The organism is Mesorhizobium sp. RSR380A, assembly GCF_054719385.1.
Genome location: NZ_JBTTIB010000001.1, coordinates 5,668,594 through 5,689,772 on the forward strand (window position 1 = coordinate 5,668,594; position 21,179 = coordinate 5,689,772).

At 62.8% G+C, this 21,179-nt stretch carries 18 protein-coding genes; 14 read left to right on the forward strand and 4 right to left on the reverse strand.

The features are described 5' to 3' along the window. Nucleotides 1–98 precede the first annotated feature (98 nt). The 11 genes from pyrH (at nucleotide 99) to lpxB (ending at nucleotide 11,420) form a co-directional block, all read left to right on the forward strand. Entirely contained in the window at nucleotides 99–821 is a 723-nt protein-coding gene (gene pyrH, locus ACYG9Z_RS27565) for a UMP kinase (RefSeq protein ID WP_023671026.1), read from the forward strand. Nucleotides 822–922: 101 nt separating this feature from the next. Further along, complete coding sequence (gene frr / locus ACYG9Z_RS27570; RefSeq protein WP_023671027.1) at nucleotides 923–1,477, forward strand: ribosome recycling factor; 555 nt, start codon at nucleotides 923–925, stop codon at nucleotides 1,475–1,477. A gap of 31 nt (nucleotides 1,478–1,508) precedes the next feature. Beyond that, complete coding sequence (locus ACYG9Z_RS27575) at nucleotides 1,509–2,231, forward strand: isoprenyl transferase (RefSeq protein ID WP_023748403.1); 723 nt, start codon at nucleotides 1,509–1,511, stop codon at nucleotides 2,229–2,231. A gap of 11 nt (nucleotides 2,232–2,242) precedes the next feature. Then, nucleotides 2,243–3,058: a phosphatidate cytidylyltransferase gene (locus tag ACYG9Z_RS27580; RefSeq protein ID WP_023752227.1), complete on the forward strand. Its 816-nt coding sequence runs from the start codon at nucleotides 2,243–2,245 to the stop codon at nucleotides 3,056–3,058. Nucleotides 3,059–3,161: 103 nt separating this feature from the next. Further along, nucleotides 3,162–4,304, forward strand: coding sequence for an RIP metalloprotease RseP (gene rseP / locus ACYG9Z_RS27585; protein WP_023752228.1), 1,143 nt, complete (start codon nucleotides 3,162–3,164; stop codon nucleotides 4,302–4,304). Between the two features lie 217 nt (nucleotides 4,305–4,521). After that, entirely contained in the window at nucleotides 4,522–6,924 is a 2,403-nt protein-coding gene (bamA, locus tag ACYG9Z_RS27590; RefSeq protein WP_023752229.1) for an outer membrane protein assembly factor BamA, read from the forward strand. A 77-nt stretch (nucleotides 6,925–7,001) separates the two neighbouring features. Beyond that, nucleotides 7,002–8,060 carry a UDP-3-O-(3-hydroxymyristoyl)glucosamine N-acyltransferase gene (gene lpxD, locus ACYG9Z_RS27595; RefSeq protein WP_023688576.1) on the forward strand — a complete coding sequence of 353 codons (1,059 nt, stop codon included), beginning with the start codon at nucleotides 7,002–7,004 and terminating at the stop codon, nucleotides 8,058–8,060. A 1-nt stretch (nucleotide 8,061) separates the two neighbouring features. Beyond that, nucleotides 8,062–8,514: a 3-hydroxyacyl-ACP dehydratase FabZ gene (gene fabZ / locus ACYG9Z_RS27600; RefSeq protein WP_023671033.1), complete on the forward strand. Its 453-nt coding sequence runs from the start codon at nucleotides 8,062–8,064 to the stop codon at nucleotides 8,512–8,514. 15 nt (nucleotides 8,515–8,529) lie between these two features. Beyond that, entirely contained in the window at nucleotides 8,530–9,363 is an 834-nt protein-coding gene (gene lpxA / locus ACYG9Z_RS27605; RefSeq protein ID WP_023752230.1) for an acyl-ACP--UDP-N-acetylglucosamine O-acyltransferase, read from the forward strand. Beyond that, nucleotides 9,350–10,252 (forward strand): LpxI family protein, encoded by a 903-nt coding sequence (locus ACYG9Z_RS27610; protein ID WP_023752231.1) that lies wholly within the window; start codon nucleotides 9,350–9,352, stop codon nucleotides 10,250–10,252. Before lpxA ends, ACYG9Z_RS27610 begins: the two co-directional genes overlap by 14 nt. Then, the gene (gene lpxB / locus ACYG9Z_RS27615; RefSeq protein WP_023752232.1) at nucleotides 10,242–11,420 is read left to right on the forward strand and encodes a lipid-A-disaccharide synthase; all 1,179 of its coding nucleotides are present in this window, start codon (nucleotides 10,242–10,244) and stop codon (nucleotides 11,418–11,420) included. Before ACYG9Z_RS27610 ends, lpxB begins: the two co-directional genes overlap by 11 nt. A 107-nt stretch (nucleotides 11,421–11,527) precedes the next feature. Here the strand turns inward: lpxB and gltA are convergent, their stop codons facing one another. After that, entirely contained in the window at nucleotides 11,528–12,859 is a 1,332-nt protein-coding gene (gene gltA / locus ACYG9Z_RS27620; RefSeq protein ID WP_023671037.1) for a citrate synthase, read from the reverse strand. A 181-nt stretch (nucleotides 12,860–13,040) separates the two neighbouring features. Then, nucleotides 13,041–14,465: a glutamate--tRNA ligase gene (gene gltX, locus ACYG9Z_RS27625; protein ID WP_023752233.1), complete on the reverse strand. Its 1,425-nt coding sequence runs from the start codon at nucleotides 14,463–14,465 to the stop codon at nucleotides 13,041–13,043. Nucleotides 14,466–14,926: 461 nt separating this feature from the next. Between gltX and arr the strand changes: the two genes are divergently transcribed. Both arr and ACYG9Z_RS27635 read left to right on the forward strand, forming a co-directional pair. Next, complete coding sequence (gene arr / locus ACYG9Z_RS27630) at nucleotides 14,927–15,343, forward strand: NAD(+)--rifampin ADP-ribosyltransferase (protein WP_023752234.1); 417 nt, start codon at nucleotides 14,927–14,929, stop codon at nucleotides 15,341–15,343. Nucleotides 15,344–15,454: 111 nt separating this feature from the next. Further along, a complete protein-coding gene (locus ACYG9Z_RS27635; RefSeq protein WP_023752235.1) occupies nucleotides 15,455–17,911 on the forward strand; it encodes a ComEC/Rec2 family competence protein in 2,457 nt (818 codons plus the stop codon). Here ACYG9Z_RS27635 and lexA read toward each other — a convergent pair. Both lexA and ACYG9Z_RS27645 read right to left on the reverse strand, forming a co-directional pair. Further along, complete coding sequence (lexA, locus tag ACYG9Z_RS27640; protein WP_023684703.1) at nucleotides 17,905–18,687, reverse strand: transcriptional repressor LexA; 783 nt, start codon at nucleotides 18,685–18,687, stop codon at nucleotides 17,905–17,907. The two genes, ACYG9Z_RS27635 and lexA, sit on opposite strands and share 7 nt — an antisense overlap. A gap of 205 nt (nucleotides 18,688–18,892) precedes the next feature. Beyond that, nucleotides 18,893–19,657 carry a GntR family transcriptional regulator gene (locus ACYG9Z_RS27645; RefSeq protein WP_023684704.1) on the reverse strand — a complete coding sequence of 255 codons (765 nt, stop codon included), beginning with the start codon at nucleotides 19,655–19,657 and terminating at the stop codon, nucleotides 18,893–18,895. A gap of 168 nt (nucleotides 19,658–19,825) precedes the next feature. Between ACYG9Z_RS27645 and kynU the strand changes: the two genes are divergently transcribed. Then, complete coding sequence (gene kynU / locus ACYG9Z_RS27650; protein WP_023696564.1) at nucleotides 19,826–21,073, forward strand: kynureninase; 1,248 nt, start codon at nucleotides 19,826–19,828, stop codon at nucleotides 21,071–21,073. Nucleotides 21,074–21,179 lie beyond the last annotated feature (106 nt).

Below are 21,179 nucleotides of genomic sequence, written 5' to 3' on the forward strand. Positions count from 1 at the left end.
GCGCCCTTCGTGTATCGGAACTCGGCATCGCGCCAGCGGCGGCGCCCGCGCGAGGGCGGCCTGCCCAGGCTGCCACACGCAACAATGACGAGGTCCAGATGACGGCAAAGCCCCTCTATCGACGTGTCCTGCTGAAAGCGTCGGGCGAAGCGTTGATGGGCGAGCAGCATTTCGGCATCGATGTCTCGGTGGTCGACCGAATCGCCGCCGACATCGCCGAAGCCCGCGCACTTGGCATCGAGGTCGGCGTCGTCATTGGCGGCGGCAATATCTTTCGCGGCGTGGCGGTGGCATCCAAGGGCGGCGACCGCGTCACCGGCGACCACATGGGCATGCTGGCCACCGTCATCAACTCGCTGGCGCTGCGCACCTCGCTGAACAAGATCGGCGTCGATGCCGTCGTGCTGTCGGCCATCGCCATGCCCGAACTTTGCGAGAGTTTTTCCCAGCGCCAGGCCACCGCCTATATGAACCAGGGCAAGGTCGTCATTTTCGCCGGCGGCACCGGCAATCCGTTCTTCACCACCGATTCGGCCGCGGCCTTGCGCGCCGCCGAGATCGGCGCCGACGCGTTGTTCAAGGGCACCCAGGTCGACGGCGTCTATTCGGCCGATCCCAAGAAGGATCCGAATGCGACCCGCTTCGAGCGCATCAGCCATGCCGAAGTCATCAACAAGGGCCTTTCGATCATGGATACCGCCGCAATTGCACTTGCGCGCGAAAACAACATCCCGATAATCGTCTATTCGATCCACGAAAAAGGTGGTTTCGGCGATATTCTGCGGGGCGGCGGCCGTTGCACGATCGTCGCCGACGAGTGACCCGGAGTATACTCTCCTAAAAAGGGGATCAGTTTTCGAAAGCGGGTCCGAATATAGGCCCTAAGCACTGAACCCGGATCAAACGGGTCGAGGAGACTAAGATGAGTGGTGAGTTCGACGACCTCAAGCGGCGCATGGATGGCGCGATCGCCGCCTTCAAGCACGATCTGGCTTCGCTGCGCACCGGCCGTGCCTCCAGCAATCTGCTCGACGCCATCCAGGTCCAGGCCTACGGCACCACCATGCCCATCAACCAGGTGGCGAACGTGTCGGTGCCGGAGCCGCGCATGATCTCGGTTTCGGTATGGGACAAGTCGATGGTCGGCGCGGTCGACCGTGCCATCAGAGAATCCAATCTCGGCTTCAATCCGATCGTCGACGGCACCAATCTCAGAATTCCGCTGCCCGAGCTCAACGAGCAGCGCCGCAAGGAACTGGTCAAGATTTCGCATGGCTACGCCGAGAACGCCCGCGTTGCGGTGCGCCATGTCCGTCGCGACGGCATGGACTTCTTGAAGAAGGCGGAAAAGGACGGCGACATCAGCGAGGACGATCAGCGCAAGCGCTCCGATCAGGTCCAGAAGCTGACCGACGAAACGATCAGCACCATCGATCACCTGCTTTCCGATAAGGAAGCTGAAATCATGCAGGTCTAGGGTCGGCCCACACCGGCCCGAAAGCGAGACAATGGCAACGCCCGCGCATGTCGCGATCATCATGGATGGAAACGGACGCTGGGCCAAGGCGCGCGGCATGCCGCGGCTTGCCGGCCATCGCGCCGGCGTCGAAGCGCTGCGCAAGACGGTGCGCGCCGCGCCCGGTCTCGGCATTTCCTTCCTGACCGTCTACGCCTTTTCGTCGGAAAACTGGTCGCGGCCCAAGGCCGAAGTCAGCGACCTGATGGGGCTTTTGAAGCTGTTCATCCGCCGCGATCTGGCCGAACTGCACCAGAACGGCGTGCGCGTCAGGATCATCGGTGACAGGGCGGGGCTGCAGCCGGACATCAGGGGCCTGCTCGAAGAGGCCGAATCGCTGACTGCTCGCAATGAATCGCTGACCTTGGTCATCGCCTTCAACTATGGCGGGCGCGACGAGATCGTGCGCACGGCGCGCAAGCTCGCAGCCGCCGTGGCGCGCGGCGAGATCGACGCAGAGGCGATCACGGCAGACACTTTTGCCGGCGCCCTCGACACCGCAGGCATTCCCGATCCGGAGCTGGTCATCCGCACCAGTGGCGAGCTTCGGCTGTCGAACTTCCTTCTGTGGCAGGCAGCCTACAGCGAACTGGTTTTTCTGCCTTGCTACTGGCCTGACTTCAGCCGCGAACACCTGGCCGACGCATTGCGCGATTTTGCTGGCCGCGAGCGCCGTTTTGGCGGGCTTGCCGCTCAAGATGTCGCTGCCTCGTGATCGGCGGCGGGATGAACAATCTTCAGCTTCGCATCGTCTCGGCGCTGGTGCTGGCCGCAATAGCGCTTGGCCTGACCTGGTTGGGAGGGCTGTGGTTCCGCCTGCTTTGCGCCGGGATATCGGCGGTCATCTTCTATGAATGGGCGCGCATGTCGCGCCCCTTGGCCGGTGCGACCCTCGGCTTCATTCCCGAAGCGCTGCTTCTGGTTTTCGTCGTCGCCCTGGTTGCAGGCGTGCCGGCATCGTGGCTTCTGTCTCTTGTCCTGGCCATGGTTGTGGTCGCTGCTGTCGGCGCCCGTATGCGTGGGGCGGCGCAATGGGATGCAGCCGGTCTTGCCTACGCGGCTTTGTCCGGCTTATCGCTGGCGCTGCTGCGCGGCGGCGACCATCCCGGCCTGGTCGCAATCCTGTTTCTGTTCGCCGTGGTCTGGGCGACCGACATCTTTGCCTATTTCGTCGGCCGTGCTGTCGGCGGGCCCAAGCTCGCGCCATCGATATCCCCCGGCAAGACGCAGAGCGGCGCGCTTGGCGGCGCTGTCGGCGGCGTGGCCGCCGGCGTGCTTCTGGCTGCCGCCGCCGGGGCCGGCAATCTTGGCGTCCTCGCCTTGGTTGCGCTGGTGCTGTCGATTGTTGCCCAGGCTGGCGATCTCTTCGAATCCTGGGTCAAGCGCCGCCACGGCCGCAAGGATTCAAGCGCGTTGATACCCGGGCATGGCGGTGTCATGGACAGGGTGGACGGGCTTGTCGCGGCGGCTTTTGCCCTATACGTGATCGGCTGGATTTCGGCGGGCGCCGATCATCCGGCGCAGGGGCTGTTTCCGGCTTGAGTGATATTTCACGGCGAAGAAATGGCGCACGCCACGGATTCGCCTGGATTGATGTCACAGTCGCGGCGACACCTTTCGCCGCGGGTGAATTTGAGGGCATGACTTGAACGAAATTCTTCACGCGTTTTTCAGCACGGAAGGCTTTGTCCTCGGCACGCTGGTGCCGTTTCTGTTCGTGCTGACCGTGGTCGTCTTCATTCACGAAATGGGCCATTACCTGGTCGGCCGCTGGTGCGGCATTGGCGTGAAGGCCTTTTCGATCGGCTTCGGCCCCGAACTTCTCGGCTTCAACGACAGCCACGGCACGCGCTGGAAGCTCTGCGCCATACCGCTCGGCGGTTATGTCAAATTCGTCGGCGACATGAGCGCCACGTCGAGCCAGCCGAGTTCGGAAGATCTGGAAACGCTGACTGACGCTGAACGCAAGGTCGCCTTCCACACGCAACCCATCTGGAAACGCGCCGCCACGGTGGTGGCCGGACCGCTGTTCAACTTCCTTTTGACCATTGCCGTCTTTGCCGTGCTGTTTTCCCTCTACGGCCGCCCTGTGTTTGAGCCGATGGTGGCGGCAGTCACTGCCGGCAGTCCAGCCGAAAGGGCCGGCATTTTGCCAGGCGACCGATTCGTCGCCGTCGACGGCAGCAAGGTTGAGACCTTCGCCGACGTCCAGCGCCTAGTTTCGGGCCGCGGCGGCGACGCCATCACCTTCACCATGTTGCGCGAGGGCAAGGAGGTCACGGTCGTCGCGACGCCGGAGCCGATGGAGCAGCTGGACGCACTGGGCAACAAGGTCAAGGTGGCCGTCATCGGCGTCGTCAACAACAAGGATGTCGGCCAGCCCAGGCTGATCACCTACAGCCCTGTCGGAGCAGTCGGCGCCGCGGTCGAGGAGACGGGGCACGTCATTCAGCGCACCGGCCAGTTCCTGCAGCGATTCGTTGTCGGCCGCGAAGACAAATGCCAGCTGGGCGGCCCGATCAAGATCGCCAAGATGTCGGGGCAGGCGGCAAAGCTGGGCTTCCTATGGCTGGTGCAACTCGTCGCCGGCCTGTCGGTCGGGATCGGAATTCTGAACCTTTTGCCGATTCCCCCCCTCGACGGCGGCCATCTCCTGTTCTACGCACTCGAAGCCGTTTTCCGGCGTCCGGTATCGGAGCGGATGATGGAAATGGGATACCGGGCCGGCCTCTTTCTGGTGCTGGGATTTATGGGCTTCGTCTTCTGGAACGATCTGTTTGGGTGCTGAAATCATGAAGAAATTTGGCTTCAGCACCGGCAATGTTGAGACGCCGTTTACCATGCACGGGGGTATGCGTGACGCGAAAGCCACGCATCAGGGTTAAGTAATTACAAATTAACCAGAAGCCTTGCGTGTAGGGAAAATCCGGTTAATACGGTAGGAGAAATTACCGCACGTCCGGTTTTCTCGCCGTGGGGACTTCGAGAAAAGGTACAAAAGCCCGATGAAGGCAGCATCCAAATTTTTGAGCGCCGCGTCCGCGGTGGCTATGTCCGCCGCTCTGGTTGTACCAGGTGCGCTCGCCGTGCAGTTCGTTGCCACATCTGCGGCGCAGGCAGCCGTTGTCTCGAGAGTCGAGGTCAGCGGCAACCAGCGTGTCGACGCCGACACCATCCGCAACTACATCACGATCAAGCCGGGCAAGGCGTTTTCCAGCGCCGATATCGACGATGCGGTCAAGGCGCTGTTCGGCACCGGGCTGTTCTCGGACGTGCAGATCAATCAGGTCGGTTCGACGCTGGTAGTCAAGGTTGCCGAATACCAGGTCGTCAACCAGGTTCTGTTCCAGGGCAACAAGAAGCTCAAGGACAACGCGCTGGCAGTCGCCGTGCAGTTGAAGCCGCGCGGGACGTTTTCCCAGGCAACGCTGGACTCCGATGTCGAGGCGGTGAAGGCTGCCTACAGGCGAATTGGCCGCGATGACGCCACTGTCACGACGCAGATCATGGATCTCGGCGACAACCGCGTGAACGTGGTCTTCAACATCAACGAAGGCGGCCGCACCAAGATCGCCGCCGTCAATTTCGTCGGCAACAGCGCCTATTCGAGCCGCCGCCTGTCCGACGTCATTGCCACCAAGCGCTCGAGCTTCCTGTCCTTCGTGCTGCGTGACGACGTCTATGACGAGGACAAGCTCCGCGCCGACCAGGAATCGCTGCGCCGCTTCTATTACAATCACGGCTATGCCGACTTCCAGGTGGTCTCAGCTGTCGGCGAGCTCGACGACACGACCAACCAGTACACCGTTACCATCACCGTCCAGGAAGGCGACCGCTATACGTTCGGCGACGTCAGCGTCGAGAGCACCATTCCCGAAGTCGACTCGAAGGCGCTGGAATCGGTGGTTCAGACCCACAAGGGCGACGTCTACAACGCCAAGGATGTCGAGGACACCATCATCGCGCTGACCGAAAAGGTCGCGGGTTCGGGCTATGCCTTCGCCCAGGTGACGCCGCGCGGCGATCGCAACTTCGAGAACCACACCATTTCGGTCGTCTATACGATAGACCAGGGCACCAAGGCCTATATCGAGCGCATCGAAATCCGCGGCAACGACCGCACGCGCGACTATGTCATTCGTCGTGAGTTCGATGTCAGCGAAGGCGACGCCTTCAACCAGGTACTCATCCAGCGCGCGAAGAAGCGGCTGGAAAAGCTAGATTACTTTGAGAAAGTCGACGTTTCGACTGTCCCGGGTTCTGAGCCAGACCAGGTCGTGCTCGTGGTTGACGTAGTCGAGAAATCGACCGGCGAGTTCTCGGTTGGCGCAGGATATTCGACCGGTGGCGACACTGCTGGTCCGTCCGTCGAAGGTTCGGTCGCGGAGCGCAACTTCCTCGGTCGCGGCCAGTACATCAAGGTTTCGGCGGGTGGTGGCAAGAATTCGCGCGACTACAGCCTGTCCTTCACCGAGCCCTATTTCCTCGGGCGCCGTATCGCCGCCGGCTTCGACATCTTCCAGCAGACGCGCAACTACGACCACTATGACAGCGAGACGCTGGGTGCGACGGTCCGCTTCGGCCTGCCGATCACCGACAACATCTCGACGCAGCTGGCGTACAATATCGCCCAGGAGAAGTACAAGCTCGACGACGGTTGCGATAACAATCCTCCTATCGTGGGCAACTTACCGGGCGACGGGATTCCTGACGCCGACTGCAAAATATCTAAAGCCATCGTCGAGGGCATAAATGATAGCCCGTGGATCAAGTCGTCGGTCAGTCTGGGACTGGTCTACAACACCATCGACGACATGAAGAGCCCGCATGACGGTATCTACGCCACCACGACCGTGGAAGTGGCCGGCCTTGGTGGTGACGCCAAATTCGTCAAGGTTACCGGTCGTGGCACTGTCTACCAGACCCTGTCGGAACAGCTGGATCTGGTCGGCCTGATCTCGGGCGGCGCCGGCCATATTCAGGGCTTCGGCGGTGACGGCTTGCGTATCTTCGATCAGTTCCAGAGCAGCGACCGCATGATCCGCGGCTTCGAGTATGGCGGCATCGGCCCTGCCGATATCACGCCGGGTTCTGATGGTGACCACCTCGGCGGCACCACCTATTTCAATGCTTCGGCGGAAGCTCAGTTCCCGATACCGGTCATTCCGGAAAGCTTTGGTGTGCGCGGCGCCGTGTTTGCTGATGCCGCGACGCTATATGGCAGCAAGATTGATACCACGGGCGTCACTCAGGCCTCGGTTGATATGAAGCTGCGCGCGTCGGTTGGTGTCGGCTTGCTGTGGTCATCGCCTTTTGGCCCGATCCGCATCGACTACGCGATGCCCGTCAAGAAGGAAAAGACCGACGACGTGCAGGAATTCAACTTCGGCATGTCGAGCCGCTTCTGATCTTGCGGTAACGATGCTTCCGGGCCGTTGGGGTCCGGAAGAGAATTGATCCGACCTAGCTGGATATTGCTTCTGGAATGACCGATCCGGTGTTCTTCGCGCCATCACGCCGGTATACGGCCGGCGAAGTCGCGAATCTGACCGGCGCGTCGCTCGTCGATTCCGACCTCGCCCACATATCGATCGATGCGTTGGCGCCAGCGAACGAAGGCGGCGAGGGTGCGCTCGTCTTCGTCGACGGCAAGCGCAATTTCGCGCTGATGCAGTCGCTCAAGGCGGCGGCCGTGTTTTGTCCCGCCGAGTTCGCCGGCAAGGCGCCGGCCGGCATCGCGGTTCTGGTGCATCCGCGCCCGCAGCAGGCCTTCGCCATGATCGGCCGGCTGCTGTTCCCGACGGCGGCTACGCCGGGGCCGATGACCAGCGAAACCGGGGTCTCGCCGCAAGCTCATGTCGATGCCTCGGCGCATATCGAGGCAGGCGCGATCATCGAGGCCGGTGCGGTCATCGGCCCCCGCGCTTCCATCGGCAGCGGAACGGTCATTGCCCCCCACGCCGTTATCGGCCCCTCCTGCCAAATCGGCCGTGACGGCTACATCGGGCCGGGTGTCAGTGTTCAATATGCGCTGATCGGCAACCGCGTCATCATTCATGGCGGCGCCAGGATAGGCCAGGACGGCTTCGGCTTTGTCGGCGGCGCCAAAGGGCCCGAGCGTGTGCCGCAGGTCGGCCGCGTCATCATTCAGGACGATGTCGAAATCGGCTCGAACACGACCGTCGATCGCGGCGCCATGTCGGATACGGTCATCGGTCAGGGGACCAAGATCGACAATCTGGTGCAGATCGCCCATAACGTTCGCATCGGCCGCAATTGCATTATTGCCGGGCTCTCTGGTATTTCCGGCTCCGTCACCGTCGGCGACGGTGTCACCATGGGGGGCGGCGTTGGCCTTGCCGATCATTTGACCATCGGATCAGGGGCCAAGCTTGCTGCAAGAAGCGGGTTCATGAGCAACGTGCCGGCGGGCGAGATCTGGGGAGGCTATCCGGCGCAGCCGATGGCGGAAGCCATGCGTGAGATCGCCATGCTGAGGAAGCTTGCCAGGACGCGCAAGCAGGGCGAAGGGGGAAGTAGCTGAGATGGTGCCGGCGACGCTCGAAGCGGTCGATATATTGGGGTTGATGAAGCTTTTGCCGCATCGCTATCCCTTCCTGATGATCGACCGCATCATCGATATCGACGGCAATGATTCTGCCATCGGCATCAAGAACGTGACCATCAATGAGCCGCATTTCCAGGGCCATTTCCCGGATCAGCCGGTGATGCCGGGCGTGCTCATCGTCGAGGCTATGGCGCAGACCGCCGGCGCGATCTGCATCCGTAACCTCAACACGGAAAAGCCGTCGCTGGTCTATTTCCTCACCATCGATAACGCGAAATTCCGCAAACCGGTCGTCCCAGGCGACCAGTTGAAGATCCACGTCAAGAAAATCAAGATGCGCGGCAACCTGCTCAAATTCGCCTGCGAGGCCATGGTGGAGGGCACAAAGGCCGCCGAAGCCGAGATCTCGGCAATGATGGTTACCGGCTGACGGTTCGAAATGCTCATGAAAATGCAGACTTCAATCCACCCCTCGGCCGTCATCGAGGCCGGCGCGCAGATCGGCGAAGGCGCCGCAATAGGACCTTTCTGCTATGTCGGCGCTGACGCCGTGATCGGTGACCGCGTCGAACTGGTCAGCCATGTCTCGGTGCTGGGCGCGACAACCATTGGCGCCGCGACCAAGGTCTATCCAATGGCGACACTGGGCGGACCGCCGCAGAACACCAAGCACAAGGGCGGCCGCACCACTTTGGTCATCGGCCAGAATTGCACGATCCGCGAAGGCGTGACCATGCATCTCGGCACCGATTCCAGCCGCGGCGAGACGACCGTCGGCGACAACGGCAATTTCCTTGCCTATGCCCACATTGCCCATGATTGCGTCGTCGGTAAAAACGCCACCTTCGCCAATGGCGCGACCCTGGGCGGCCATTGCGAGGTCGGTGACAACGTATATATTGGCGGCCTCAGCGCCGTTCATCAGTTCGTGCGTGTTGGCGACAACGCCTTTCTCGGCGGCTGCTCGGCTTTTGTCGGCGATGTCATTCCTTACGCCATTGCGGTGGGCAATCGCGCCAGCCTGCGTGGACTCAATATCATCGGCCTGAAGCGCGCCGGGTTGCCGCGCGCCGAAATCTACCTGCTGCGCAAGGCTTACAAGACCATCTTCGACCGCTCCCGCACTGTCGGCGAGAACATCGAATTCGCCAAGGCCGAGTTTGCGTCGTCGCCGACGGCCATGAAAATCATCGATTTCATCACCAGTCGCGGCAAGCGGCATTTTGCCGTCCCGTCGCTTAAGGGTGGCGACGGCGACGATGCCGATGACGAAGGCTGAGGCCACTTCAACGGGCCTCGATCTTGCGCCGGACGCCAGGGTCGGCATCATTGCCGGCGGCGGTAGCTTGCCGGTCGAAGTTGCCGCCGGCCTGGCGGAGGCCGGACATCCGCCCGTCATCATCCTGGTCGAAGGTCAGGCCGACCGTCAGTCCGACCTCACAATCTATGAGCATGAAAGCCTTGCGCTGGAAGACATCGGCTCGCTGGTTGCGTTGCTGAGGCGCCGGCGGATCACCCATCTTGTGCTTGCCGGCGAGATCAGGCGCAGGCCGCGGTTGGTCGACATGCGTCCGAACCTTGGGCTACTGGCACTTATACCCTCGCTCGCCATGGCGCTTGCCCGCGGCGATGACGGGCTGTTGAAGATATTGACCCGCGGCCTGGAGGCACGGGGCGTCAAGGTTGTCGGTGCGCATGAAGTCGTGCCCCGGCTCGTCGCGGCCGAAGGGCCGCTGACCAAAGCAGTGCCGCGAAAGTCCGACTGGCGCGATATCGAGGCGGCACACGCGGCGGCAAAGGCCATCGGCGCGCTCGACATTGGTCAGGCGGCAATTGCCATCGGTGGCCGCACTGTTGCCCTGGAAGGCGTCGAGGGCACCCACGGACTGCTCGAGCGGACGCAGCAGTTGCGCGGCCATGGCAGGCTGGCCGGCAAGACGCGCGGTGTCCTGGTCAAATGCGCCAAGCCTGGCCAGGAATTGCGTGCCGATCTGCCATCTATTGGCCCCCAGACCGTCGAGGCGGCGCATGCCGCGGGGCTCGCCGGCATTGCCGTCGAAGCCGGCCGTTCGCTCATCCTCGAAGGCCCCGCCGTTGTCGCGCGCGCCAATGCGCTCGGCCTGTTCGTGTTCGGCCTGCCGGCTGCGGAGTCTGTCCATGGCAGCTGAGAAGCCGCTGAAGATTGCCATCGTCGCCGGCGAAGAATCCGGCGACCTGCTGGGCGCCGACATCGTGCAGGCGCTGAAGCGCATGACCGGGCGCGAGGTGCAACTCGTCGGCACTGGCGGGCGGCATCTGCAGGCGCTCGGACTGGCGCCGCTGTTCGACGGCGCCGAGATCGCGCTGATGGGGCTCAGCGCCATCCTGCGTGACTTGCCGCGCCTGATGCGGCGGATCAGCCAGACGGCAAGTGCTGTCGCCGCCGAAAAACCCGACTGTCTGATCACCATCGACAGCCCCGATTTCTCGCTGCGCGTCGCCAAAAAGATCCGCGCCGCCGATCCGTCGATCCCGATCGTCCATTATGTCTGCCCGAGCGTCTGGGCGTGGCGGCCGGGTAGGGCGGCCGCAATGAAGCCCTATGTCGACCACATACTGTGCATCCTGCCTTTCGAGGTAAAGGAGCTCAGCCGTCTCGGCGGCCCCCCCGGCACTTACGTCGGACATCGCCTCACGCATGATCCAGGCGTGCTGGGCGCGGCCATGGCGCAAGCCCAGCCACGCGATCTCTCTGCCGATCACGTCAAGACGCTGCTCGTCCTGCCAGGGTCGCGGCGCGGCGAGGTGAGCCGGCTTATCGGTCCGTTCGGCGAGACGGTGTCGGCGCTGCGCGCGCGTGGCCACCGGCTGCGGCTGTTGCTGCCGACGGTGCCGCATGTCGCCGAACTGGTCAAAACGTCGGTGGCGCGCTGGGATCAGGAGCCGGAAGTCATCCTTGATCCCGAGCGCAAGTGGCAGGCCTTCGGCAAGGCCGATGCGGCGCTGATTGCGTCTGGAACGGTGTCGCTGGAACTGGCGTTGTCGGGTGTACCGATGATCTCTTGCTACAAGTTCGATCCGATCATGCTGATGGCGCAGAGCCTGATCACGGTGTGGAGCGCTGCTTTGCCCAACCTTATCGCCGACCGGCCTGTCGTGCCGGAAAGCTACAACCAGTATGTGCGGCCGCACTATCTGGCGCGGCAGCTCGAGGCACTGTTTTCAGACACCGCCTACCGCACCTGGCAAAAGGACGGCGTTGCCGAGGTTGCCAGACGCATGGCCACGGACAGGCCCTCCGGCGACATCGCCGCCGATGTCGTTCTTCGCCACATCGGGAGAGCGAATAGCGCTTAGTGAATAGTGAATAGGATTAACGAGCTCTCGACTATAATCAAGCTGCTACTTACTACCTGCTTTTACTACCTGCTATTCACTACTTACCATTCACCATTCACTCTCTTTCACCTTTTCGCAATCGGCACGTAGTCGCGTTCCGGGGCGCCGGTATAGAGCTGGCGCGGGCGGCCGATCTTCTGGTGGGGATCCTCGATCATTTCCTTCCACTGCGCGATCCAGCCGACGGTGCGCGCGACCGCGAACAGCACGGTGAACATGGTGGTGGGGAAGCCCAGCGCCTTCAGCGTGATGCCGGAATAGAAATCGACGTTCGGATAGAGCTTCTTTTCGATGAAGTAGGAATCGGTCAGCGCGATCTTTTCCAGCTCCATGGCGATGTCGAGCAGCGGATCGTCCTTGATGCCGAGTTCGCCGAGCACCTCATGCGCCGTCTTCTGCATGATTTTCGCACGAGGATCGTAGTTCTTGTAGACGCGATGGCCGAAGCCCATCAGCCGGAACGGATCGTTCTTGTCCTTGGCGCGGGCGATGAATTCCGGGATGTGGTCGACATGGCCGATTTCTCCCAGCATGTTGAGCGCCGCTTCGTTGGCGCCGCCATGCGCCGGGCCCCACAGGCAGGCGATGCCGGCGGCGATACAGGCGAACGGATTGGCGCCCGACGAGCCGGCAAGCCGCACCGTCGAGGTCGAGGCGTTCTGTTCGTGGTCGGCATGCAGGATGAAGATGCGCTCCATGGCGCGCGCCAGCACCGGATTGATCTTGTATTCCTCGCACGGCACCGCAAAGCACATGTGCAGGAAGTTGGCGGCGAAGTTCAGCTCGTTCTTCGGGTAAATGAAGGGCTGGCCGATATGGTATTTGTAGGCCATGGCCGCAATCGTCGGCATCTTGGCGATCAGCCGCATCGAGGCGACCATGCGCTGGTATGGGTCCGAAATGTCGGTGGAGTCGTGATAGAAGGCCGACAGCGCGCCGACCACACCGCACATCACAGCCATCGGATGCGCGTCGCGGCGAAAGCCGGTGAAGAAGCGCGACATCTGCTCGTGCACCATGGTGTGGCGCGTCACCCGGTAGTCGAAATCGTCCTTCTGCGCCTTGGTCGGCAGTTCGCCGTAGAGCAGGAGGTAGCAGACTTCGAGGAAGTCGCCATGCTCGGCCAGCTGGTCGATGGGATAGCCGCGGTGAAGCAGGATGCCGGCATCGCCGTCGATGAAGGTTATCGCCGACTCGCAGCTCGCCGTCGAAGTGAAGCCGGGATCGTAGGTGAAGGCGCCGGTGGTGTTGTAGAGCGCACCGATGTCGATGACGTCGGGCCCGACCGACCCGCTTCGCACCTTGAATTCATGCGTCTTGCCGGCCAGTTCGAGCGTGGCAGTCGACGGGTGCGTCGTCTTGCTGCCGGTTTCCAGTCTTGTCGCAGCTTCGCTCATTCTCAAACTCCTTCATGTTCCTCATGCCGGCAAGGCAATTCCTGCAAACGACACGTCGAAATCACCGGAATGCGCGAACTCGCCACCGCATTTTGGGAGGTGCGTGCCTGATTGGGCCAAGGCCTAATGTTGCACTGCGAAACCCGCCTTTCAATGCCAATCTTTTTGGGCCAGCTCGCTCCTAATCGATTTGATCCGCAATCCGCGCCAGGCTTTCCTCGCGGCCAAGCACGGCAAGCACGTCGAACACGCCGGGCGAGGTGCTACGGCCGGTAAGGGCCGCCCGGAGCGGTTGGGCCACGGCGCCGAGCTTGTGGCCGCCGGCCGCTGCGAACTCGCGCACCGTGGCTTCAGCCGCGGCAGCCGACCAATCGCCCGAAACAGTCTGCAAAGCGGCATGTGCGCCGCGCAGGATCGCGCGCGCGTCGGCACTGAGCAGTGCTGCCGCCTTCTCGTCGATCGGCAGCGGCCGCTCGACGAACAGGAAGGCCGCGCCATCGGCCAGTTCCACCAGCGTCTTGGCGCGCTCTTTCAGGCCCGGCAAGGCAGCCAGCAGCTGCGCCTTCCTGGCGTCGTCGAGACGGGCGGCGATAGCCGGTCCGCTTTCCAGGTATGGCAGAGTGGCGACGAAAATGTCGAACAGCTCGGTATCGGCCATCTTGCGCATATGCGCGCCGTTGATCGACTCGAGCTTGGCGAAGTCGAAGCGCGCCGCACCCTTGTTGACATCGCCGATGTCGAACCACGAAATCATGTCCTTGATCGACATGATCTCGTCGTCGCCATGGCTCCAGCCGAGCCGTGCCAGATAATTGAGCAGCGCCTCGGGCAGATAGCCCATGGCGCGATAAGCCTCGACGCCGAGTGCGCCGTGCCGCTTCGACAGCTTGGCGCCGTCGGCGCCGTGGATCAGCGGGATATGCGACATCGACGGGACGTCCCAGCCCATCGCGTTGTAGATCACCGTCTGGCGCGCGGCGTTGGTCAGATGGTCGTCGCCACGGATGATGTGGGTGACGCCCATGTCATGGTCGTCGACGACGACGGCATGCATGTAGGTCGGATTGCCGTCCGAGCGCAGTATGATGAAATCGTCGAGGTCCTTGTTGGGGAAGCGCACCTCGCCCTGCACACGGTCGTGCACCACGGTTTCGCCCTCGGTCGGCGCCTTGATGCGGATGGCGCCCTTGACGCCGGGAGGCGCCTCCGAGGGGGCACGATCGCGCCACTGGCCGTTGTAGCGAGGCGGCAGGCCCTTGGCGCGTGCGGCCTCGCGCATCGCCTCGAGCTCGGCAGGCGTCTCGTAGCTGTAATAGGCCTTGCCCAGGCGCACCAGCTCCTCGGCCACCTCACGGTGGCGCGGCGCGCGCTCGAACTGCGATATGGCCTCACCGTCCCAGGAAAGGCCGAGCCAGGTCAGCCCATCCAGAATGGCCTGTGTCGCCGCCTCGTTGAAGCGTTCGCGGTCGGTGTCCTCGATGCGCAGCACCATCGTGCCGCCGGTGTGCTTGGCGTACAGCCAGTTGAACAGCGCCGTGCGCGCGCCGCCGATATGCAGATAGCCGGTGGGCGAGGGGGCAAAACGGGTGACGACCGTGTCGGACATGGAACTCTCGGGAAGCTTGGAAAGCGGGGCGTGATCGCGCGGACTTTCGCGCTTTGCGCGTTCATGTAGCATAGGAGGTCTGGGGCGCAAGGGGCAGACCCGATGGCTGGACGAGGCCGGGGCACGTCGGCAATTATCGGTTGCGTCAACGGGCGCCGGAGCCTTGTAGCACAAAATCTGTTCGCACCTCCGCGCAACCTCATTTGGCAGCAGCGTCAATGTCTGGGTTTCATTCGGCTGCAGCGTCCGTCACAGTGCCTGGAACATCGCTGCGACGGTGGTAGCCCCCTCTGACGAGCGGACATTTCTTCACGAATGCGGCACTGCCCGACTACAACGCCGCCGTGACAGCGTTGGCTTGGTCACGCATATTGACCTTCTGCAATCATTATCGTGAACACAGCAACTGTGTGCGGTCCCGTCTCGCCACGAAGGAGGAATGATTGAAAGAAGGGCTCCCGATGACCAGCAACGCCGACCATACGGAGGGTGATCCGTTCTACCATGGTACCCGGGCGGATTTGAAACCCGGGGATCTGCTGAGCGTCGGCCACCCTTCCAATTTCAGAGGTAAACCACTGTCATGGATCTATTTCACCCAGACACTGGAAGCCGCCATCTGGGGAGCAGAGCTTGCAACGGGTGACGGTCGTCAAAGGAATTACATCGTAAAGCCGACAGGGTTTTTTATGGATGACCCTAACCTGACCGATAAAAAATTTCCCGGCAATCCGACGAAATCCTACCGCTCCCGTGATCCGTTGCTCATCCTGGGGGAGCTCGCTGAATGGCAGGGTCATACACCGGAACAATTGAAGGCAATGCACGATGGGCTTGCTCGCCTGAGGGCGGAGGGCCGGGATATGATTGAGGATTGAGCGTCCTTGCCAGGTGATGGTCGATTCCGGCGCGGTGGACGTGATCACGCGGACTTTCGCGCTTTGCGCGTTCATGTAGCATAGGGGTCTGGGGCGCAAGGGGCAGACCCGATGGCTGGACGTGGCCGGGGCACGAAGGAAGGCGAAGGCGCCGAGGCAAGCGTCAGCGAACGCTCGCTGTTTGCCGATAGTCCCTATGCCGAGCCGCTGCCCCTCGCGCTGCCTGAGCCGCATCCCGGCGTCGCGCCTGCGCTGCCCGGTCACGCGTTGCCGGCGCAAGTCACAGCGCCCGGATCTATCGCCCGTCTGCGCAGACGGCTTCGCCTTCCGTCATGGCCCGCGCTCCGCCGCAGCCTTGCCGTGGCCGCCAACACGGAGCTCGACCGGGGCGTCGCCTTCCTGCTGGTGCCGGTTTTCCTGGCGGCCGGCGTCATCATTTATTTCTCGCTGGCCGGCGAGCCCGGCTTTGCGCAGCCAATCGCCATTGTGGTGCTGGCGACATGTTGCGCCCTCGCCACGCGATCGCGGCCGAGGACGCATCTGTTCTGCATGGCCGCGATGCTGTGCGCGCTCGGCGTCGTCGCCGCCAAAGTCGAGACTTGGCGCGCCGGAACGCAGATGCTCGGCTCCGAGATTCAGACACGGCTGACCGGCCGCGTCGTCAGTCTCGAACAGATGGAAAGCGGCCGCATCAGGCTGACGCTCGATGTGGTTTCGACCGCTTACCCCGAGCTGCGCTACGCCCCGGAGCGGGTCAGGCTCTCGGCGCGGACCGTTCCCGCCGATATGACCGCCGGCTCCCTGATCACCGGCTATGCCAGGCTGTTGCCGCCGACCGGTCCGGTGCGGCCGGAGAGCTACGATTTCTCCTTCGACAGCTATTTCACCGGTATCGGCGGCAGCGGCTTCTTTCTCGGCAATCCGAAAACCATTGCTACGCAGGGACCGCCGCCGCTGACCGCGCGGCTCTCCTCGGCAATCGAGAACGCGCGCGAAAACATTGCCGACCATATCAGGGGCAAAATCGGCGGCGCCGAAGGCGAGATTGCCGCGGCGTTGATTGTCGGGGTGCGCGCCGGCATCCCGGACGAGGTCAACGAAGCGATGCGGCGCACCGGCATCTACCACATCATCTCCATCTCCGGCCTGCACATGGCGCTGGTTGCCGGCACCATCATGGCGTTGCTGCGTGGCGCCTTTGCGCTGTTTCCCGATTTCTCTTCGCGCCGCCCAGTCAAGAAATATGCAGCAGTGGCAGCACTCGTCTCCATCGCCGCCTATCTCGTCATTTCAGGCGTCGTGGTTGCCGCCGAGCGCAGCTTCATCATGCTGGCGGTCATGCTTGTCGCCGTGCTGTTTGATCGCGCCGCACTCACCATGCGCAATCTGGCGATCTCCGCCATTGCCGTCATCCTGATGTCGCCGCACGAGGTGGTCGGTCCCAGCTTCCAGATGTCGTTTGCTGCCACCGCCGCCCTTGTCGGCGCCTATGCCGGCTGGGCCGATTACCGCGCCGACAAGGTGAGAACGCCGCCGGCAAAGCGCTCCTTCGTCGGCTTCCTGTCGCGAAAATTCGCGCTGGCCATGGGCGGCCTCGCCATGACCTCGATCATCGCCGGCAGTGCAACCTTGCTGTTCGCCATCTGGCATTTTCAGCGTGTGTCGCCGCTCAGCCTGATCGCCAATCTGGCCGTGATGCCGATTGTTTCGTTGATCGTCATGCCTTTTGCCGTGCTCAGCGCACTGGCGATGCCGTTCGGCGCCGACGGGCCGTTCCTCTATGTGATGGGCAAGGGTCTGATGGCGATGATCGCTATATCGGCCTGGATTTCCGAGCGCTCGCCGGTCGACGCCGTCGGGCTGATCTCCATCCGCTCGGTGCTGTTGGTGGCGGTCGCCCTCGTCATCGCCACCATGGCCACCACCTGGCTCAGGTTGGCGGCCGTGCCTTTCGCGCTGGCCGGCCTGTTGACGGTGCCGCAGGTGCTTACGCCCGACGTGCTCATATCCGAGGATGCGCATCTGGTGGCCATGCCGATCGGTGGCGGCGAACTCGCCCTCAACCGCGAACGCTCCAACGAATTCACCACGGACAATTGGAAACGGGCGCTGCGGGCCGAAACCATTATCCCACCTGAGATTTTCGAGTCAACAGATACGCGGTTCGATCTCGATCCGCTCGATCTGCCGCCCGGCTCGCCCTTCTATTGCACCGGCGATCTCTGTATCGCCCGGCACCCTTCCGGAGCCATTGTAGCGCTTGCGAAAGACCGCAAGACGGCGCGGCCGGCCTGTGCCTTCGCGAGCCTGATCGTCATCGATGACGCCACCGCCTACAATCCGTGCCGCGACCCGCTGGTGCTGGTCGTGACGAAGAAACAGCTGGCCCGCGACGGCAGCGCCGCCGTCTTCTTCGATCCGCAATCGGCAGCTGCAGCGCCAACCATCCGCTTCGCCGTCGACAAGCCGTATCGCCCCTGGCACGAGCAACGCCGCTTCTCCCGCGAAGCGCGCGGCCTGCCGCCTTACAACCAGCGTGAAAAGTACAAACCCAAGCCGGCTCAGTAGCGCCGGATCAATCCGACAAGCTTGCCCTGCACCTTCACCCTGTCCGGTCCAAAAATGCGGGTCTCGTAGGCCGGGTTGGCGGCTTCCAGGGCGATCGAGGCGCCCTTGCGGCGGAAGCGTTTCAGGGTCGCTTCCTCATCGTCGACCAACGCCACCACGATCTCGCCGGGGCTGGCTGTGTCGGCATTGCGGATGATGACCGTGTCGCCATCGAAAATGCCGGCCTCGATCATCGAATCGCCCTTGACCTCGAGCGCGTAGTGTTCGCCGCCCATGATCATATCGGGCGGCACCGAGATCGAATGGGTCTGATGCTGGATGGCGTCGATCGGCACGCCGGCGGCGATGCGTCCCATAACCGGGATTGAAATCGCGGAAACGGCATCGTCATTGCCGGCCGACATCGAACGCGACGGCGAGCCCGGCTTGATCTGGCGGCCGAGACCGCCTTGGCCCAACGCGCCTTGTCCTTGGCCGCCTTGCCCTTGGCCGGTTTGACCAAGACTGCCCTGAATGACGCTCGGCGAAAACTTCCTCGCCGCATTGAGGCCTGGTGCGATCGAGTCGGGCAGCCGCAGCACTTCCAGCGCGCGCGCCCGGTTCGGCAGCCGGCGAATGAAACCGCGCTCCTCAAGCGCCGTGATCAGGCGGTGGATGCCGGACTTGGAGGCGAGGTCGAGCGCTTCCTTCATCTCGTCGAAGGACGGCGGGATTCCGCTCTCCTTCAGGCGTTCATGGATGAACATCAGAAGCTCATGTTGTTTGCGCGTCAGCATCGCGGCCCCCAAGGGTTCTGAAACCAGAATCAGAAAAAACAAACCCAGAACAAACACTATCTGTTCCAGTTGTGTTCCGCAACCTTTTAAAGTTTAATGAATGTGTTGACGTTTTGTTCAGCGTAACGTTCGGCGCTGCGAGCGCCGCCTGCGCCCAGTTGCCAGCAACGGGGTGAAACGAAGACAAAGTGCCCTGCGTCGTCGGCTACGATCGCCGCTTCCTTTTCGGACGGGGCTGCGCAGCATCCGCGCGGGGTTCTCTCTGGGCATAGACCCGCAGCGTGTAGCCGATGTGAGCGGTCATCAGAGTTTTCGCACGTTCGACGTCGCGATCGAGGGCCGCTTCCATCAGGGCGGTATGGTGTTCGATCGCCACGGCGTCGCGCAGGGCCGCCACGGCCTTCCGGTGTCCGTCCGTGCGGCCGGCGGCGGCGCGCAGCGTCGGGGCCAGACCCAGAAAGCGGTGATGGCGATGCAATTGGTCGGAAATCGTTGCATTGAAGCGCAGCAGCCAGCTGGATGTCGCGGCACTGAGCAGCGCCGCATGGAAGGCATCGTGTTTTTCGTACCACGCGTCGACCGCATCATCCGATGGATCGTCGAGAACAGACCCGCACCGTGAGAGACGATAGTGGGCGGCAACGACCGCGTCTTCCCACTCACGGTCGCCCTTCTCGATCGATTCCACCAGCAGGGGCAGTTCGACCACCAGCCGCGCACGTGCCAAATCCTCGAGCTCCGCCCGAGAGACGGGAGCGACCGCAAACCCGCGGTTGCTGATGGCGGTCACAAGCCGTTCCGCCTCCAGCCGCGACAGCGCCTCGCGCAACGGCGTCCAGCCGATGCCGTAGGTGTTGCGCAGCGTGCTCAGCTTCAACGGCGCGGCAGGCGCCAGCCGGGTCGCAAGAATATCGCGCCTGAGCAGGCGATAGGCCACTTCCGTCTTCGAGGTCTGCTCGTCATCCAGCATCGTGATCCATCAGACATAAACGCTCGGGCGGATCATTATATATCAAAGCCTTTCAATGGGTGAATTATATATAATGTTTGACAGTTCAAGGGCGACCACTCAAGATCGCCGGCATGTTTGGGCGGCAGGCTCCGCCGCGCGCGTTTGTCCATGGAGGGGCGCCGGATCATGAGCACGACACCCGATCTCGCTACAATCGAAGCAATGGATGCCGCCGATCCGCTGCGCTCCATGCGTGAACGCTTTGTCTTGCCGCAAGGCGTGATTTATCTCGACGGCAATTCCCTGGGCGCCGCGTCAGCGGTCGTCTTCAGCGAACTGCAGCAGGCCGCCACGCAGGAATGGGCGCACGATCTCATTCGCGCCTGGAACACCGCCGGCTGGTTCAACATGCCGGTGGAACTCGGAGATCAGCTCGGGCGACTGATCGGCGCGGCTGATGGGCAGACGGTGGTCTGCGACACAACCTCGATCAACATCTACAAGCTGCTGCACGCAGCGCTCGGCATGCGGCCGGATCGGTCGGTCATCGTTGCCGAGGGCGACAGTTTCCCGACCGACCTCTACATGGCCGAAGGCGTCGCCTCGACCCGGCCGGGAACGCGGCTGCGGCTGGAGGGCGTCGACGCGGCCGCAATCGAGGAGCTGATCGACGACAGCGTTGCCGTCATCCTGGTCAACCACGTCAACTACAAATCCGGCCAGTTGCGCGACATGGCGGCGCTGACGCGCAAGGCACATGACGCCGGCGCGCTGATCATCTGGGATCTCTGCCACACGGCCGGCGCCTTGCCGGTCGAACTTGACCGTGCCAATGCCGATTTCGCCGTCGGCTGCACCTACAAATACCTCAATGGCGGCCCGGGCTCGCCAGCCTTCATCTACGCGGCCGAGCGCCACCATGACGATGCCCACCAGCCGCTCAGCGGCTGGTGGGGCCATGCGCGGCCCTTTGCCTTCGAGCAGGGCTTTGCCGTCGGCAGCGGCATTCGCCGCTTCCTGTGCGGAACGCAGCCGGTGCTGTCGATGCGGGCGCTCAAGGGCGCGCTCGATATCTGGAACGACGTCGATATGGCGGCGGTGCGCAGAAAAAGCATCGCGCTGACCGACCTGTTTATCCAGCTCGTCGAAGCCAGATGCGGCGCCTACGGGCTTGAACTGGAAAGTCCTCGCGACGGCAGCCAGCGCGGCAGCCAGGTGTCGTTCCTCCATCCGCATGGCTATCAGGTGATGCGCGCGCTGATCGAGCGCGGCGTGATCGGCGATTTCCGGGCGCCGTCGACCATCCGTTTCGGCTTCACGCCGCTCTATGTCGGATATGGCGATGTCTGGCAGGCGGTCGAAGTCCTGGAGGATATTCTGCGCACCGGCGCCTGGCAGGACGCCCGCTTCGCGGTGAAGACCGCGGTCACCTGAGGAACTAGAGCAATTTCAGGAAAAGTGTGAAGCGGTTTTCCGTCCGCAATTGCGTCAAATCAAAGAGCTAGAGCATTTCGCCGTTTACGTTAAACGGTGAAATGCT